Annotated in this window: 9 protein-coding genes and 1 pseudogene; 4 read left to right on the top strand and 6 right to left on the bottom strand. The window is 63.1% G+C overall.

The window, feature by feature from the left end:
• Positions 1–189: 189 nt before the first annotated feature.
• A complete protein-coding gene (locus KVF90_RS00935; RefSeq protein WP_319641041.1) occupies positions 190–9678 on the top strand; it encodes an autotransporter-associated beta strand repeat-containing protein in 9489 nt (3162 codons plus the stop codon).
• Positions 9679–10532: 854 nt separating this feature from the next.
• Positions 10533–11822 (top strand): Hsp70 family protein, encoded by a 1290-nt coding sequence (locus tag KVF90_RS00930; protein ID WP_264394595.1) that lies wholly within the window; start codon positions 10533–10535, stop codon positions 11820–11822.
• A gap of 134 nt (positions 11823–11956) precedes the next feature.
• On the opposite strand, the gene KVF90_RS00925 is transcribed toward KVF90_RS00930, so the two are convergent.
• Positions 11957–12295 (bottom strand): hypothetical protein, encoded by a 339-nt coding sequence (locus tag KVF90_RS00925; RefSeq protein WP_264392981.1) that lies wholly within the window; start codon positions 12293–12295, stop codon positions 11957–11959.
• A gap of 118 nt (positions 12296–12413) precedes the next feature.
• On the opposite strand from KVF90_RS00925, the pseudogene KVF90_RS00920 reads away from it, so the two are divergent.
• Positions 12414–12590, top strand: a pseudogene (locus KVF90_RS00920) (recombinase family protein); the annotation flags it as partial.
• Between the two features lie 350 nt (positions 12591–12940).
• On the opposite strand, the gene KVF90_RS00915 reads toward KVF90_RS00920, so the two are convergent.
• Both KVF90_RS00915 and KVF90_RS00910 read right to left on the bottom strand, forming a co-directional pair.
• Positions 12941–14212, bottom strand: coding sequence for a type II toxin-antitoxin system HipA family toxin (locus KVF90_RS00915; RefSeq protein ID WP_264392980.1), 1272 nt, complete (start codon positions 14210–14212; stop codon positions 12941–12943).
• Positions 14209–14466, bottom strand: a complete 258-nt coding sequence (locus tag KVF90_RS00910) for a helix-turn-helix transcriptional regulator (RefSeq protein WP_264392979.1) — start codon at positions 14464–14466, stop codon at positions 14209–14211. The genes KVF90_RS00915 and KVF90_RS00910 overlap by 4 nt, the downstream gene beginning before the upstream one ends.
• Positions 14467–14729: 263 nt before the next feature.
• Between KVF90_RS00910 and KVF90_RS00905 the strand changes: the two genes are divergently transcribed.
• Positions 14730–15521, top strand: a complete 792-nt coding sequence (locus tag KVF90_RS00905) for a thermonuclease family protein (RefSeq protein ID WP_264392978.1) — start codon at positions 14730–14732, stop codon at positions 15519–15521.
• A 42-nt stretch (positions 15522–15563) separates the two neighbouring features.
• Here KVF90_RS00905 and KVF90_RS00900 read toward each other — a convergent pair whose 3' ends face one another.
• Genes KVF90_RS00900 through KVF90_RS00890 form a run of 3 tightly spaced genes read right to left on the bottom strand, consistent with a single transcriptional unit; the run spans position 15564 to position 17101 of the window.
• A complete protein-coding gene (locus KVF90_RS00900) occupies positions 15564–16505 on the bottom strand; it encodes a HEPN domain-containing protein (protein ID WP_264392977.1) in 942 nt (313 codons plus the stop codon).
• A 46-nt stretch (positions 16506–16551) separates the two neighbouring features.
• Complete coding sequence (locus KVF90_RS00895; RefSeq protein ID WP_264392976.1) at positions 16552–16773, bottom strand: conjugal transfer protein TraD; 222 nt, start codon at positions 16771–16773, stop codon at positions 16552–16554.
• A gap of 22 nt (positions 16774–16795) precedes the next feature.
• On the bottom strand, positions 16796–17101 hold the full coding sequence (locus KVF90_RS00890; protein WP_264394593.1) for a conjugal transfer protein TraD: 306 nt from the start codon (positions 17099–17101) through the stop codon (positions 16796–16798).
• Positions 17102–17201: the final 100 nt, after the last annotated feature.

Below are 17201 nucleotides of genomic sequence, written 5' to 3'. Positions count from 1 at the left end.
GCGCTGCGACGGCGGCAGGATGAGCGGTGCTGGCGAGCCTTGCGGCGATTTCGCGGATTGCCTTAACGCGCCGATGTCATTAGACTACGCAGTATAACTATGACCGATCCGGCGTTCTTCGAGGGCGCACAGTTTCGGCGGGGCCGCCTGCTACGCGAGACGATATCACTTCACTCAGGGGAAATCCATATGTCCAGCCACACCATCCGCGCATCAGCGCCTGCCCCTTCGCGCGCCCGCAGCACGGCCACGGCGAATCGCCTGCTCAGTTCCACAGCGCTTTTCTCGGCGATCAGCGCTGTGGCCGCAGCCGGCGTGCTGGTCGCTCCGGGCGCGGCATTTGCGCAGTCGACCGGCGGTGACGGCGGCAGCGGGGGCGGCGCGGGCGGTGCAAGCAGCCTCGCAGCCGGTGGCACGGGAACGGCGGGCGGCGATGGCGTAGCTGCCGGTTCGGGCGGCGGCGGTGGTGGTGCCGGCAACGCCGGCGCTGCTGGCGGCGCGGGGCAAGGCGCAGGTGGCGGCGCGGGCGGAGCAGGCGGCTCGGGTATCGTCTTCCGTGGAGGGAATGGCGGAAACGCAACCACTAACAACAGTGGCGGCGGCGGCGGCGGCGGCGCCTTGTCAAGCATCTCGTTTACGTCGGGAAATGTCGTTTTCGATGGTGGATTCACTGCCTTCGCTGGCGGCTTGGGCGGAGCGGGCCTCGGTTCGGGTTCAGGCGGCGGCGGCGGGGCTGGCGGCACCAATGGACGGGTGAGCGAGGCGGTCGGCGCGATTTTCACGAACCGGGGGTTGCGGATCGGCGGGGCCGGCGGGGCTGGCGGGGCCGGCGGCGCGACCGGGAACGGCGGGAACGGCGGTGATGGCGGCGCTGGGATATACTTTGATGTGGTCGGCACGGTCGTCCTCACCGCCGACGGCGAGTGGCGCGGCGGCGCGGGCGGCAATGGCGGCACCGGGGTTGTTGCAGGTAATGGCGGTGACGGCGGGGATGGGATGATCCTGCTGCGCGGGACGCTCAATAACGCCGGCACTCTGCAAGGCGGCGCTGGCGGCACCGGCACGACCCCCGGAATGGGCGGCATCGGCCTGATCGGCACCAACGTGAGGATCAACAACACCGGCATGATTGCGGGCGGGCTCAGCGGCGATGGCGTGACGCGCGCGCTGGCGATGCGCCTTTCGGGCACCAACACCATCACCAATATCGGCACGCTAACCGGCGGGGTCGAGATCGCCTCGGGCACGACGACCTTCGCTATCGCCAGCGATCAGACGCTGGGCAATGTAGTTTCCGGAGCAGGTATTCTGGCCAAGGCTGGCACCGGCACGCTGACGCTGAGCGGGACGAATACCTATTCGGGCGGCACCAACATTGCGGGCGGGACGATTCTGGTCGGCTCGAATGCTGCGCTCGGTTCTGGACTGGTCACGTTCACCGCGAACGGCGCCAAGCTGATCGGTGATTTTGACGGTAGTCTGAGCCGGAGAGCCATTTTCAATGCGAATGTGAGCGGCACGATCGCAGCGGCCACCGGGCGCACGCTGACTTTTACCGACCTCAGGACTCAGACTCTCGCCACCGTAAATCTTGGCTCGGCAACCGAAGCGGGGACGATCGTATTGGCGTTGACCGATGCCACGATTTCTTCCTCATCCGTCCTCTCGGTCAATGGCGGCACGGTGCGGGTGGGCAACGCGAATGGCGCCAATGTTCTCAGCTTCTTCGCGAACCCCAATTTCGGTGTGCAATCTCAAGGCGGGATCAATGTTGCAGCGGGCGGCACGCTCGACGTGAACGGTTTCGGCGTGGAACTGTCGCGCTTGTCGGGAACGGGCACCATCCTGAATTCGGGTAGTCTGACGACGCTGATCCTGTCCATGCCGCAAGCGTTCAACGGCACCATCGATACCGGCGCAAACGGCTTCATTCTAACGGGATCGCTGACCGGGATCGCAGGCCTCACCAAGACGGGCGCGGGCACGCTTAATCTGGCTGCGGTGCTCGACGGGAGCGCCTACACCGGCACCACCACCATTCAGCAAGGCACGCTGCAGGTGAACGCCAGTGGTGCGCTGGGCACAGGCGAAATCCGGTTCACGGGCGGCGCGCTGCGCGGCGGTGCCGATGCGACGCTCGACAATGATCTGACGATCACTAGCAACACCAATGCGCTGATCTCGGCCGCCTCCGGCACGACGCTAACCTTGACCGGCAACGAGTTCTCCGACTTGAGCGACGGAATCACCCGCTTTGGAACGACCACCGACACCGGCACAGTGGTGTTGGCGTTCGGGCAGGGTGCACCTTTCTCCGCGGTCACTGTAGGTAATGGCAGAGCGGTCAGCATCGATGGCGGAACCCTCCGCATCGGCAATGCCGCGTCTGTCGCTTATCTCCGTAACGTCGGATCATTCGGCATCGGCGGCGCCGTCAATGTTGATGGCACGCTTGATCTCAATGGCATTTCTACCAGGCTCAACCAGTTGACCGGCAGCGGCACGATCACCGGCGGCGGCGGGGCGGCTACGCTAACAACCCGGAACCTGCTGGCCAACACCATCTTTGGAGGCGTGATCCAGAACGGTGCGGGCACGCTCGGCCTCACACATGATGGCGGCACGCTGACGCTGTCGGGGGCGAACACCTATTCGGGCCTGACCACGGTATCGGCAGGCACGCTCAGAGCAGCCAGCGCGACCGCGTTCGGCACCGCCGCCGCCGGCACCACCGTCGACGACGGCGCGACGGTCGAGATCGAGGGCACGCTCGCCGTCCAAGAAGCGTTCAGCATCGCGGGCAATGGGGTGGGCAATGGCGGAGCGATCCGCATCATTTCCGGCGCGTCGTCGGTGCGCGGACCGATCACGCTGACGGCGGATGCACGGATCAATTCGGATTCGAGCGGCGACAACTTCGGCTTCCCCACCTTCCTCACCGGGGGGATCACTGGCGCCAACCGGAACCTCGCGATCGGCGGCACGGGCATCCTGTCTATCACGAGCGCGATCAATCTCGGCACCGGCACGCTGACCAAGGATGGTATCGGCCAGATTGCCATCACCGGCAGCAACACCTTCGGTGCGGTCATGATCAATGGCGGCGTGCTGCAGCTGGGCGGCGGTTCGGCGATCAGTGACAGTGCCGTCGTAACCATCAATGCAGGTGACCTGCTGGTGGAGAGGTCGGAAACCATCGGGGGGCTAGCAGGCGCTTCCGGTGCTCAGGTGTTCATCGTTCCTGGCCGGACCCTGACGGTGGGATCGAACGATATTTCGAGCACCTTTGCAGGCCGTATCTTCGATGGAGGCGCGCTGACCAAGATCGGGCTCGGCGCGCTGACGCTAACGGGCAACAACACCTACACCGGCACGACCACGATCAGCGCGGGCGCCTTGCAGATCGGCGACGGCGGGACCACCGGCACGCTCGGGACGGGAGGTGTTACAAACAACACCAGCCTGATCTTCAACCGCTCGAATGACTTGACGGTCGGCAACGTAATCGGCGGCAGCGGCAGCCTGACCAAGCTGGGTGCGGGCAATCTGACGCTTTTGGGCGCGAACAATTATACCGGCGTGACGCTCGTCGACGCTGGGACGTTGACGATCACTAATGCCGCTGCGCTGGGTGGTACCGAAGGCGGGACGATCATATCCGACGGCGCCAGCCTCGTTGTTGGTCCGGCAAGTTATCCGGGTCGCTTCAACGAACAGATCACGATCAGCGGAGCCGGCGTAGGCGGTTCTGGCGCGCTTCGTGGGTCAGTTGCTTTCGTTTCGTTTGGCAGCGTCACACTTGCGGCAGATGCAGTGATAGCCGGAGCCAGAAATGGCAGAATGAACTTCTTCAATATTAGTGGGCAGGACACGAATCTGACGCTGTCCGGCGAAGGCCGCATAAGTTTCCGGGACAGTCTTCAGCTTGGCACTGGCGCTCTCATTATCAATTTCAGAGGTGCCGTCGATCTTGGCGGTACTGGCAACGGCAACTGGAGCGGCCGAACGATTATCGAGAGAGGTAGCTTAGACCTTCTCGGTGGGAATGCCTTGCCGGATGAAAGCCGCATCACGGTCAACGGTTTCGGGCGGCTCTTTGTTGAGGAGGAAACGATTGGCAGCCTTGAGGGCAACGGGGAGGTGATCTTAGTCGATAATGACGTGCTCGTCGACGCGACTCTGACCGTAGGCGATGCATCCAATACGACATTTTCGGGCACCATTTACGAATTCCAGACGATTGGGTCCCTGACCAAGCAAGGTTCCGGCACCCTGACACTGACCGGCACCAACACCTACACCGGCACCACCACGATCAATGGCGGTACGTTGCAGATCGGCGCTGGCGAAACGACGGGCACGCTCGGCACGGGTGATGTGACGATCGGCGCGAACGGCACACTGAGTTTCAATCGCGCAAACACCTACTCCGTCGAGAACGTGATCAACGGCACCGGCAACCTGGTGCAGGCCGGGACCGGCACCACGATCCTCAACAACAAAAATACCTTCGCCGGCACGACGACCGTCACGGGAGGCACGTTGCTGGTGAATGGCAGGCTTGGGGGCACGATCAATGTCAGCGGCGGCGGCACCCTGGGCGGCACGGGCACGATAAGGGCTGCAGTCACAATCGAAGACGGCGGCATTTTGGCACCGGGCCAGAGCCCCGGGGTTATAACGTTCGACTCGCTGACGCTCAACGCCGGCTCGATCACGCGTCTGGAGCTTAGCGAACTCGACGGGGTCAACGACTTTATCCAGATGACCGGCGCTCTGACGCTTAACGGCGGTGCAATCGATGTGGTGCGCGGCGCGGGCTTCGGCACCGGGCAGTACACCCTGATGTCGTTCGGATCACTGGCCGGCGCGCTTGGCAACATGACGCTTAATCCGTTGGGCGGGGGCTTCATCGGCAACCTGGCAGTCAACGGCAACACGATCGTCTTGAATGCCGCCGACAACAGCGATCTGGTGTGGTGGAACGGTTCGGGCGTCACCCCGACTGGCGCGGTCGTCGGCGGCGATGGCACTTGGGGCCTGACCAGCAACAACTTCACGAATGCGGCTGGCACCGTCAGCGGGCCGTGGGCGGGCAACGGCAGCCTTGCGGTGTTCGGCGGCACGGCGGGGACCGTGACCATTGCTGGGGGCGAGGCGGTGGCGCCTTCGGGGCTTTCATTCCTGACCAATGGCTACGTGATCGCAGGCGGCGATGCGGCCTCGCGCCTCGCGCTGAGCGGGCCGGTCGGCATCAGCACCGCGAGCGGCGTGGGCGCGACCATCTCGGCCGTGATCTCGGGGGACGGTTCGCTGACCAAGACCGGCGCTGGCACCCTTACGCTGTCCGCGGCCAATACCTACACCGGCACGACTTTCGTCAATGCGGGGACACTGTCCGTGGCGGCCGGCGGCGTGCTTGCGGGCGAGGTGCGCAACTCGGCGACATTTACCAATTCAGGCACGATCAACGGCAGCACCCTCAACTTCGGCGGCTTTACCTCGACCGGGAGTGTGAATGGCGTCCTGAACAACCAGTCCGGCGGCACAGTCCTGTTGGCGGGTGTGGTGAACGCTGATTTCATCAACCTCGGCACCGCGACGCTGACTGCTCCCGGCACGCGGATTGGTTCGCTGAGTCAGGGCACGACCGGCGCGCTCAATCTCGCCGGATTTGGCACCACGATCGATCGCTTGGTGGGCGTGGGTACGATTTCGCTGGGATCGGGCAGGCTGACGGTCGGCGGCACGTCCAGCGCGGGCGACTTCTCGGGCGTCATCTCCGGGAGCGGCGGGCTGACCAAGGTCGGTACCGGCACATTGACGCTCTCGGGGGCCAACACTTACACCGGCACAACTTTTGTCAATGCCGGGACGCTAGCCCTGGCAGCCAGCGGCGTCCTTTCAGGCGAGGTGCGCAATTCGGCGACCGTCATAAATGCAGGCACGGTCAATGCCTTCGTGGTTAGTTCGGGCGCGATTACCAATTCCGGGAATTGGCTTGGTGCATTCGCGATCCAGAATGGAGGTACGATCACCAACAGCGGCCTGTGGAGGATTCCCGCTGGCGACATTCCCAGTGCACTTGCCATATCGCGGATCATTAGCGGGGTGTTCGAAAACACCGGGACGGTAAATGGGTTGGGTATCCAGGCTGAGTCCGCGAGCGCAACGCTGATAAACCGCGCGGGCGGCAACATTTCGCTAAGCGACGGGCAAATCATCAACGCTATCGTGGGCGGACGGGTCACTAATGAGGGGGCGGTTCTAGGCAACGGCTTGGTCGATCGGGGCGCACAGATCGTTAATGCGGCAGGCGCAAGCTGGACCGGTAACATTAGTATCGGGGTGGCAGGTAGTTTGACCAACGCGGGGACGGTTACCGGCAATATCGTCAATTCAGAGAGCTTCGCGTCCACCGGGACTGTCAACGGTCTTTTGGTGAACAATGTCGGCGCGACAGCCGGTTTGGCAGGCGCAATGAACGGCTCTGTCATTAATTCCGGCACGGTCATTTTGAACGGTGCGACCACCGGCATCCAGGGTTTCACCCAGAACCCAACTGGATTGTTCAACCTCGGCGGGTTCGACACGAGCATCGGCAGCCTGATCGGATCTGGTTCAGTTCAGCTCGGAGCGGGAAGGCTGACGGTCGGCGCGGACAATGCCTCCACGGGCTTCCGCGGCGTGATCAGCGGCAGCGGCGGGTTGACCAAGCTCGGCACGGGCTTGCTAAGCCTATTGGGCAGCAACACCTATACCGGAGCGACCATCATCAACGCCGGCACGCTGATTGCGGCGAGCGATACTGCGCTCGGCAGTGCGGCGGGCGGCACCACGGTGAGCATGGGCGCGACGCTGGGCCTTCAGGGCGGCGTGACCATCACCGGCGAGGCGCTGAGCCTTGCGGGAGCGGGCGTCGGCGGGCTGGGCGGCTTGCGCAATGTTGCGAGTAACAACAGCTTTACCGGCCCGATCACGCTGGCCGGTGCGAGCACGATTGCCAGCGATGCGGGGCTGCTCACGCTCGGGAACATTGACCTGGCAGCAAACACCGCGACCATCACCGGCGCAGGCGACACGCGTGTGAACGGGATGATCTCGGGGATCGGCTCGCTGTCCAAGAACGGCACCGGTACGCTGACGCTGGCCGGGGTCAACACCCACACCGGCACTATTCTCGTCAACGCAGGCACATTGCGGCTTCTGGCGGGCGCCGAAATCGTGGGCAACCTTGGCAACAGGGCGGTCTTCGACAATGCCGGGGTGACGCGCGGCCTGTTCTTCAACGGCGCGACCGGAACCGCCACCAACAGCGGGACGCTCGCGCTCGGGGTGCGCAACGACGGCGCCCTGACCTCGAGCGGGACGATCAGCCAAGGGCTCACCAACAACGGCGCCGCGCAGGTGCGCGGCACGCTGGCGGGCGACGTGGCCAACACCGGCATCTTCACCCTGACCGGCACCACCACCGCCATCGGCGTCTTCGATCAGACGAGCGCCGGCACCTTCGACCTGGCCGGGTTCGACACGGCAGTCGGCGCGCTCAGCGGAGCGGGCAGCATCACGCTCGGCGGCGCGCGGCTGAGCGTGGGCGGGCTCAACGCCAATGCGATCTTCGGCGGAGTGATCGCCGGCTCGGGCAGCCTCGAGAAGGTCGGCACCGGGGTGCAGTCCCTGACCGGGACCAACACCTACACCGGCGGCACCACCATCACCGGCGGTGCGCTGGTGCTCGGCAACGCGGGCACTTCCGGCTCGATCGTGGGTCCGGTGCGCAACAACGGCATGCTCCTGATCAACCGCTCGGACGCGGTGACGTTTGCGGGCGTGGTCAGCGGTACCGGCCAGTTCGTCCAGCTCGGCACCGGCAACACCACGCTGACCGGGGCCAACACCTACACCGGCGGCACGTTCGTCAGCGGCGGTCGGTTGGTGGGGACCACCACTTCGCTTCAGGGCCCTATCCAGATCGACGCAGGCACGGCGCTCGAGTTCGCACAGGTGGCCGCGGGCACCTATGCCGGGTCCTTGCAGGGCGCAGGTCGCTTCGACAAGACCGGCGCGGGGCTGCTCACCCTCAGCGGCAACAGCGGCGCCTTCACCGGCGGCACCTTCGTGGCTGGCGGCGAACTGAGAGTGAACGGCAGCCTCGCGCGCTCGGTGGTGACCGTCCAGAACGGCACGACCCTGTCGGGCACGGGGGCGATCGGCGGATTGGTGGCGCAGAGCGGCAGCACGATCGCGCCGGGAACCAGCCCGGGCACGCTCAACGTCAACGGCAACGTCACGCTTCAGGCGGGCAGCACGGTACAGTTTGAAGTCAGCGCCACGGGCCCCTCCGACCTGATCCTTGCGTCCGGCACGGCGGCGCTTGGCGGTACGGCCGCGCTCACCAACCTCGGCGGCACTTATGCCTTCAACAGCGAGATCGTGCTGCTGCATGCGAATGGCGGGCGCAGCGGGACCTTCAGTGGCTCCACTGGCACGGCCGGGTTCGGGATCCTTTACCGGCCCGAACTGGTCTACACCGGCACGCAAGTCCGTTTGCGCTTTGCGCCCAACACCCTCGCCAACATCGTCGGCAACACGGCGCTTACCGCCAACCAGCGTTCGGTGCTGACCGGCATCGATGGCGCGGTGGCAGCGGGCTACAACCCGCAGCCGCTGTTCAACATCTATGCCCTGCCGACGGCGCAGCTGCCGGGTGCCTTCAACCAGCTCTCGGGCGAGGTCTATGCGACCGCGGCCGGCGTCGGGATCGAGCAGGAGCGGCTCATCAAGGAAGCCGTGCTCGGGCGGATCGGCACGGTGGCGGCAGCGGCGCGCGCCGATGCGGCTTCGGGCAAGGGCGCGGGCGCGTGGGGCCAGCTGTTCGGCGGCTGGGGCGACGGCAACAGCAATGGCAACGCCGCCAGCTTCGAGGCTGACCGCACCGGGTTCATAACCGGCATCGATGTTGGCGGGGCGAACGACAGTGCCAGTTGGCGCCTCGGCGCGTTCGGGATGCGCGTGCAGAGCGATGTGAGCATCGCCGCGCGCGTGTCGCGGGCCGAGGTCCGGCAGGCAGGCGGCGGCGTTTATGGCGCCTTCAACAGCGGCGGGTTCGGCGCGGCGCTGGGCGGCACGTTGACCAGCGTCGATCTCACCGCGTTCCGCGACATCGCCCTGCCGGGCTTTGCCGAGACCAACGCCGGCCGGACCGAGGGCAAAGCCCGCCAGGCCTTTGCCGAGCTGTCCTGGACTTTCGGTTCAGGGGGCAGCACCCTGCGGCCTTTCGTCAACGGGACGGTCGGCAGCTTCAGGCTCGACGCTCTGACCGAGACAGGCGGCGCAGCGGTGCTGGCGATGCGCCAGCAGCGCTACAACACCGCCACGGTGACCGGCGGGATCGACGGCGCGGTGACAGTCGGCAAGAGTCTCAAGATCGCCGGCACGCTCGCCGGCCGCCGCCAGCTCGGCGACCGCGATCCGCAGGCCCAGCTAGCGCTGGCCGCAGCCCCGGCGCAGGCCTTCGCAGTAACGGGCGCACAACTCGACAAGCTTGCGCTCGCCGCCCGCTTCGAAGCGACGCTGGAACTCGAGGAGAACCTCGCCATCTCGCTCGGCTACACCGGGCTGATCGGCAACACCGTCACCGACCACGGTGCCAGAGCCACCATCCAAGTGCGGTTCTGATAGGGATCCGCGATCAGGGAGAGCGCCTTAGCGTCATCAAGGGCGCTCTCCCTTAGCAACCATTTCGCTTGGCTATTCACGAAAGAAGTCGACGAAGAGCAACTCTCCGGCGTTGCATGTGCCCTTGTTTGCTTTCTGCGGGCATCAAAACTCTATCAGGAGCGGCTTCAGCAATCTTGGCAATAGGTCTGCATTCCAGCCTTTTTTGGTCGAATCTTTGTATTCTACAATCTTTGCACTGTTTCAGGCGGTGGCCGCGCAATTCGCGGCATGAAAAGAGGCAAATGCCCAGACATGACCTTTCTACGTGCTGTCATCCCCCAAATGTCACTGACAGGGCGACAAATTCTTCATTCGTCCTGTGCTAGCCCGTCCAAGCCCGGGGGCTAGCGCGGCCTCTACCTAAAAAAGGTAGATGCGCGATCCGGACAGCGGGACAACGGCTCTTGGCGAAACCAGACTCCATTTGGTAAAAAGTGAACCACCTGCTCTGGTCGGCAGGAGACACATTTCTCGGCAAGGTTCAACGGCAGCTTTCTCGTTCTCTCACCCGAAAAGCAGTCAGTCAGTAAACCACCCAGCTTCAGCCATGAGGCTGGCTAATGCGCGATCCAGAAAGCTGCATGGCGGCTTTCGGCGGAAGCAGACATTGCCGTTAATGCTCGGGGACGACGGGGTCTGGGTCGACAGCTGCCTCTCAGAAATGTGCTCTCAAGCTATAGGTTCAGTGCATATGACCCGCCTGCGTAAAGCTGCAGGGGTCGCTAGCGACCTTGTCGCCCCTAGTGACGCGTGCAATAGGCGCCGCCCTTCTGGTTCATCCTGAATATGAAAGGCCCGGCCCCGTGTCTGGTATTGCGCCGACCGCCCTCGGCCTCGACTTTGGTACCACAAACACCGTGGCTGCGCTCAGCGGCGGCGGGGAAGAGTCGCAATTGATTTCCTTTGACGGAGAGGAGGCGACCGGCGAGATTTTCCGGTCGGCGCTGTGCTTCTGGGAAGAAGGCAGCGGGCCGAACGGCATTGCCAGCGAAGCCGGTCCATGGGCGATCGCTGAATTTCTACAATCGCCACTCGACAGCCGCTTTGTCCAGTCGTTCAAGACTGTTGCCGCAAGTGCGATCTTCGAGCGCGCGCAGATCTTTGGGCGGGCGTTCCGGTTCGAAGATCTCGGGCAGTTGTTTCTGCAAAAGCTCCGCGATCACGCCGGCGGCCAGCTATCCAGGCTGCCGCCGCTCATCGTGGTCGGCCGACCTGTCGAATATGCCGGTCCGCGTCCTGATCCAGTCCTGGCGCGTCAACGCTACGATCTGATGTTTGAGCAATGGGGTTCGGAGCTCCATTATGTCTACGAACCACTGGGCGCAGCTTTCAGCTTTGCCTCACGGCTTGATCGTCCGACGACCTTGCTCGTCGCTGATTTCGGGGGCGGCACTACCGACTTCTCGGTTGTTCGCGTGGCGGAACCTGGCAGCTGCCGCCGCTGCCAGCCTTTGGCTTCATCAGGTGTTGGCATCGCAGGCGATCGCTTCGACAAGAGGATTGTCGATCATCTCGTCCTACCGCTGCTCGGCAAGCGCGGGATGTATCGGAGCTTCGACAAGATTCTGGAGATACCCGGCGGCTATTTCAGCGACTTTGCCGACTGGTCCCGGCTTGCAATGATGCGCAACAAGCGAACGCTGGAGGAGCTTCGCAAATTGCAGCGCAACGCGGTCGATCCGGCTCCGATTGGACGCATGATCGCCCTCATTGAACATGAGCAGGGCTTCCCGCTTTACGAAGCTGTCGGACGAACGAAGCGGGCGCTATCAGCCAGTGATGAAGCGCAGTTCGCATTTGCTGGCGGCGGCGTTGAGATCAATGCGATCGTCAGTCGGCGAGAGTTCGAGCAATGGATCGCCGAAGATTTGCGGCGGATCGAAGCAGCAATGGATGCCGCACTGATGAAAGCCGAACTGGAGCCTGCCGCCATTGATCGGGTTTTCCTGACCGGCGGCTCGTCACTCATCCCGGCAATCCGGGCTCTGTTTGAACGGCGGTTCAGGCCTGAGCAAATCGCCACCGGCGGGGAGCTTACGTCCATTGCTCATGGCCTTGCGCTGATTGGTAACGATGCCAATCCTGCCGAATGGAGCGTGTGATGATTTGGCGCGCCTGCGAGCTGCCAAATCCTGCTCGTCACGTGCACGCCTGAAGTGAACAGTCTGCATATGGCTCACGCGCCGCCAATGTGAGCGAGCAACAAGCGGCATCAACGCGGAAAAGTCCAATCTGATCAGCGAGGCTTCTTGGAGATGGTGGCGGTGAAATCCGGGGCTTTGTTGGCTACCCAGTCGACGAATTTGCGGACGGCCGGGTAGGCCAGCAGACTTTCGACATCCGTCCCATGGCGCTGCAGTTCAGAATTGGTGAAGTTGGCGATCAGCGTCTGCTGGCAAATGGAGTGCATGGGCACAACATCGCGCCCACCCCGGCTCTTGGGCACGGGGTGGTGCCACACAATGGTCTTGCCGGTAGGCCGACCACACAGCCAGCACGGCGCCGCCGAAGCTTCAGTCTCCTCCTTTTCCGGAAGTTCGCGATACTGTTCTCGTTTGGAATGTTTGCGGGCCATGTGTCTGCCTGACTGCCTAAAACTTTACCGTCTGTCTGTTAGCCGGAACGATCAGCTTTACCACACCCGCGTGTCCGTCCGGTTGAGACCAAGGGCTCAAATGGCCGAAAACGTATCAATGATCGGATACACCCGCGTATCGAAAGCCGATGGCAGGCAGGTCCATGACCTGCAGCGCGATGCGCTCATTGCCGCAGGCGTTGATCCCAAGCGGATCTATCAGGACAGCATCTCGGGTGCCCGGGATTGCAGACCGGGGCTGAATGCGTGCCTCGCCGTTTTGGCACCCGGGGAGCTTCGGGCCGATGCCAAGCGCGTGCTGGAGTTGAAGGGGAAGGGAGAACCATCATAAGAGGGGAGTGGTTCACTGGATCATTTGCCAATCTGAGCCCCCGATCCGTGCTCCGGATGTAATGACAGGCGCCAGTCTTTCCGACTGGTCCGTCCCACCGCCATCAGCGCCGCGACAAACTTGCATCCGTCAAATTGCCCAATTTCCAATAGACGCTCACCTGCTGCAAAAATCGATGCAGCGGGTATGGAATGACCTGCGAAGGGGCTGGCGCTTCACCAACTCCAACCTCGACCAGCTTGGCCTCATCAAGATTGTCTATCCCGGCATACGGATGCTGGCAGAGGATCAGGCTACGTGCTCGGGTGCCCATCGCGAGCGTATGCTGCCCTCATCGCGACCGCCTCTGCCACTGGTGCGATGGCATTCTGGTCGTCGAGACCGCGCACGAACACTCCTTTTGCGATCTCCCTGCTCAGGGCTACCGCGATCTGGAACAGTCTTCGCTTCACGAAAGGAGCGGGCAGCCCCGCATCCTCAGCAAATCGTTCCAGATTGTCCTTCCCGAGTTCCTCTATCGTGGCCGCCCGGCCAAATCGCATCGCCAGACTGGGCGACAGCTCTTTCCACATATGGGTGGCCACATGATCGTAGAGCGGTGCAAGAACGACCTCACCCGTCTGCAGGCGCAGCAAGCTGTAGTTCTTGGCGTGGGCATCGGCATTTCCGACAATGAGATTGAAAATGGCCGCATCGGCGAGCTTCAGCACTTCGCGTGCCGGGCGCGTCGCAGCGCTCCGCAGGAGCGCAAAACTGTCGAGGAATGTCGGACCGCCTTCGGCTGCGTATTTCCTGTTCGAAGGCACCGCCAGTGCCTGCGCGAAGTCCTCCTGATGCAGGCGCTGCGTCCTGCCTCCGACCGATACGCGGTCGTATCTTTCGACGAGAAGCAGCGGCCTGCCGTCTACCTCCCGCCATTCGGCTCTGGCTGTATCGAGACCTACCGCGCTGGCCAGAGCAAGACAGAAGGCTTCATTCGCTGCAAGGCCGGCAAATCGCTCCGGCTCCGGCTTGATGAGGTGTGTCGAAGGTTCACCCGGGCGCGGGACCGCGATCCGGCCATTTGCTGTCAGGACCACCGGGAGCTTGCTTTGTGCACCGGCCAGACTCAGCCGTGGCCCGCCTTCACCGGCAAGCATGGGCGCCGCCGGGAGGCGGTCGAGCAGGGCCGCCAGCTCCCCCTCATCGAGCGGCTCGGCATCACCATTGGTTTCGTCCTGGAGGGGCTCCTCGCCCGCAGGCAGGAACGAAAGTGCTCCCGCCACATCGCCGCCAAGAGCCTGAAGCAGGCGGAATGGATTGTCCGGCGACACGCCGAGCGCGCGCGCTATCGCCGTCCGCTGGCTCTCTTCAGGCAGGAGGCCTCCGAAGACTGCCTTGCATACGTGATCGTCAAAGGCTTCGCCTCGCTTGGGCAGGGCCTGCGAAAGTGGGGGTGCGCTGTCATCCGCCAGCCATTCAGCCGAATAGGCGAAATGCATTGCGCCGCCCTTGTCGATAGCAAGCTCGCCTGCCTGGCGCCGGTCCCACCAGACCCTGAGAGTATCGAGGATCGGCGGCGTCATTCGCCTGAACTCCTGACAGATGCCGGTGGTTGCGGAACAATGGCATCGCCGGCAGGGCCGAGGATTTGCAAATCGCATCCGAGGGCAGCGAGGACATCGAGAACCTTGCCCATCTGCACGGTGGGCTTGCCCCGCTCCAGCTCGACCAGAAACCGCAGGCCCACGCCGCTCGCTGCCGCGAGCTCGTCCTGCCGCAGGCCGAGCGCCTTGCGCTCGTCGCGAATGATGGCGCCAATGGTGGTGACAGTGAGCACGTGAACACGTCCTTTCCCGATCGGGAAAGATACGCGCGGATTAGCTCAAAAGCAAGTCAAATTTCCCGAACGGGATATTTTGCCATCCGACCCGACGAGATTCCGGAAAATTTCCCGAACGGGACATAAGGGCATGTGCCAGTGACGCCTCCCCGCGCATCATGCGACATGTGAAGAAAAGCAGGATTCCTTTGCACGTCACAAGAACGTGCAAAGCGACGGGGCGGATCCTTTGCATATCGAAAGTTTACGGATTGGCCGGAATGTTAAGCCTCACTTGGCAAAATCGCGAGATCGTAAACCGGCCCGCCATAAGGCCGCGCTGCATCGTTACCCGGAAATCCGCAATGCCGAGAACACACATTCGCTACATCCTCGCCGCGCTTGCAGCGCTGGGTGCACCGTCCTTTGCCGCAGCGCAGGTTATTGAAGGCCCTGCCGAAGTCATTGATGGCGACTCCTTGCGTGTCGCTGGAACCGAGGTTCGCCTGTTCGGCGTCGATGCCCCGGAATTCTCGCAAGCTTGTTACAGCAATGGCTCGGAGGTCGCGTGCGGTGCGATGGCGAAGGACGTACTTGCTGGACTGATCGGAAACTCAGTTCTGGCCTGTCAGCCGCGCGATACGGACACCTATGGCCGGATCGTGGCAACCTGCCAGATATCCGGCGTGGATATCGGCGAAGCACTCGTGGAAGCGGGCTGGGCCACAGCGTTTCGGCGATATGGCGATGACTATGTTGCCGCCGAGATGCGCGCGCGCGCTGCACGTGCCGGCATCTGGCAATGGGACTTCCAGATGCCGGAAGATTACCGGGCGAGCCAGCAGGCCGACCCGCAGCCGCGAACGGCGCAAGCCTCGTTGCGACCTGCGGGGCGCGCACACCGCTACGAAGGCAATGGCCAGTGCCTGATCAAGGGCAATCATTCCCGGCGCGGTGAGTGGATCTATCACTTGCCGGGCATGCCCTACTACGACGTGACCCGCGCGGAGGCCTATTTCTGCACAGAGGCTGAGGCCCAGGCTGCAGGATATCGCCGGGCGATTGTTCGATAAGGCGAAATTTGGGGCTGGCGAGTTTAGCCCTGCGAGGTTCGATCAACGAACCTTGTCAGGCTTCGCCTTCGCCTCAGCCTTGAGCTTCTCGATCCGCTCTGAACAGACCTCGTGCACGACGCGACCGAGTTCCTCGACCTGTGCGCCGAGCCATTCGAGCTCTTCCTTGGTCACGCGATAGTGCTTCGAGTAGCGGGCCTTGACGTAGGCGTCCTTGAGCTTCTCGAACCGTGCGCGATCCTTCTTTAGCTCGCGCGGCCAGACATAGGTGAGGCGAGGATCAATCCGCTCAGCCTGGGTGCGCAGGAACGCGAGATTATGAACATGAGGGGTGTAGAAGGTCATCACTAGTAGCACGCAGTGATAGAGGCCTTCGGTGGCCTGATGGTATTCGAATGCCGCGTGCTTGTTCATGCCCTCATTAACGGCATACCTTGCAAGCTTCGCTCGACCTTGGGCCGCCGTCATCCATTCTACAAAGTACTCCTGCGCCATCGCGAGCGCCTGTGTCGGCGTCTTGGGCTTGGGCGTGTGCAGCTCCGTGTCATCACACTGGTAGACCGCGATCCCCTCGGCTTTCACGTCCATGAAGAAGTAGCGACCATGCGCGAGCCCGTCGTTCACCTCCTGCAAGGTGTGGACGATGAAGTTGACCGGCGTGCGCAGGGTGCCGGTGAGACCGTACTCGCGCATCAGCCGCTCATCGAGCTTGGCCCAGTACTTCACCCGGTCAGTGAGCCGCTTGTCGCTGACGATGATCAGGAGATCGAAGTCGGACTGGTAACCCTTGGCGGTGTGGGGCTCATCAACCCAGGTGCCGCGCGCATAGCTCCCGTAGAGGATCACCTTGAGGATGCGTCCGGCCTTCTTCCATTCGTGTTTGGCGAGCGCGAAGGCGTCGTCGAACTCCTCGAAGATCAGCTGCACCACGCGCTCCAGCTCGCGCTGCTTTTGCGGGGGCAGATGATCAAGGTCGGTGCGCATGGTCAGATGAGTGTAGCAAAGCCGGAGTCGGCTCGCACCTTTGTTCTTACTCTGTTTGTTCAAAGGCGCGTTTGCCGCGGCGTCGCCACAGCGCCAATGCCTGCTCGCGTTCCTCGCCCTGCAATTTGGCAGCAATGGCGAGGAACGCGCCCAGCAGCACAGGGAGATCATCATCGGTGAGTTCGATCAGCCCGGCCTTCTGGACCAGCCCACCGAGTTCGATCAGCTGTTTGGTGCGTGTCCGTCGCTTGATCTGCCAGTCGCGCATGTCGGTGCGGGCCTTGCGGGCCTCAAGCCGGTGCCGCGTTGCTGTCAGGCGTGCGAGTGCTGTCCGGCTGGCCTTGAGCTCCTTTGCCAGCGTTACTGCTCTTGCCTTGAAAGAACGCAGCGCCGCGTTTGCGCCAGCTCTCCTTCTTGGCGGGATCCGTGGTCTCGGCGATGACCAGCAGTGCACCGGCCAGGGTCTCGGCGTCGATGATGTCGGCACCGGTGGCGATTACCAGCTCGCCGAGCTGCAGCACACGGCGTTCCTTGAGCTGCTTGGTCTTCTCGGCGAGCGCCTTGAGCTCGGCATCGATGTCTCTTGGTTTGCGCATCATGGTTCTCCGTTTCGGGGTGATGCGCTGATTGTAGATCGTGAACGCCCTCAGGGCTTTAGGGTCGTCGGGACCGATTGAGACCGGGTAGTCCCGAACA

Origin of the sequence: Porphyrobacter sp. ULC335, assembly GCF_025917005.1 — a bacterium.
Taxonomy (GTDB): Bacteria; Pseudomonadota; Alphaproteobacteria; order Sphingomonadales; family Sphingomonadaceae; genus Erythrobacter.
The sequence above is the reverse complement of the archived record's forward strand: the minus strand, read 5'-3'. Positions and strand labels throughout refer to the sequence as shown.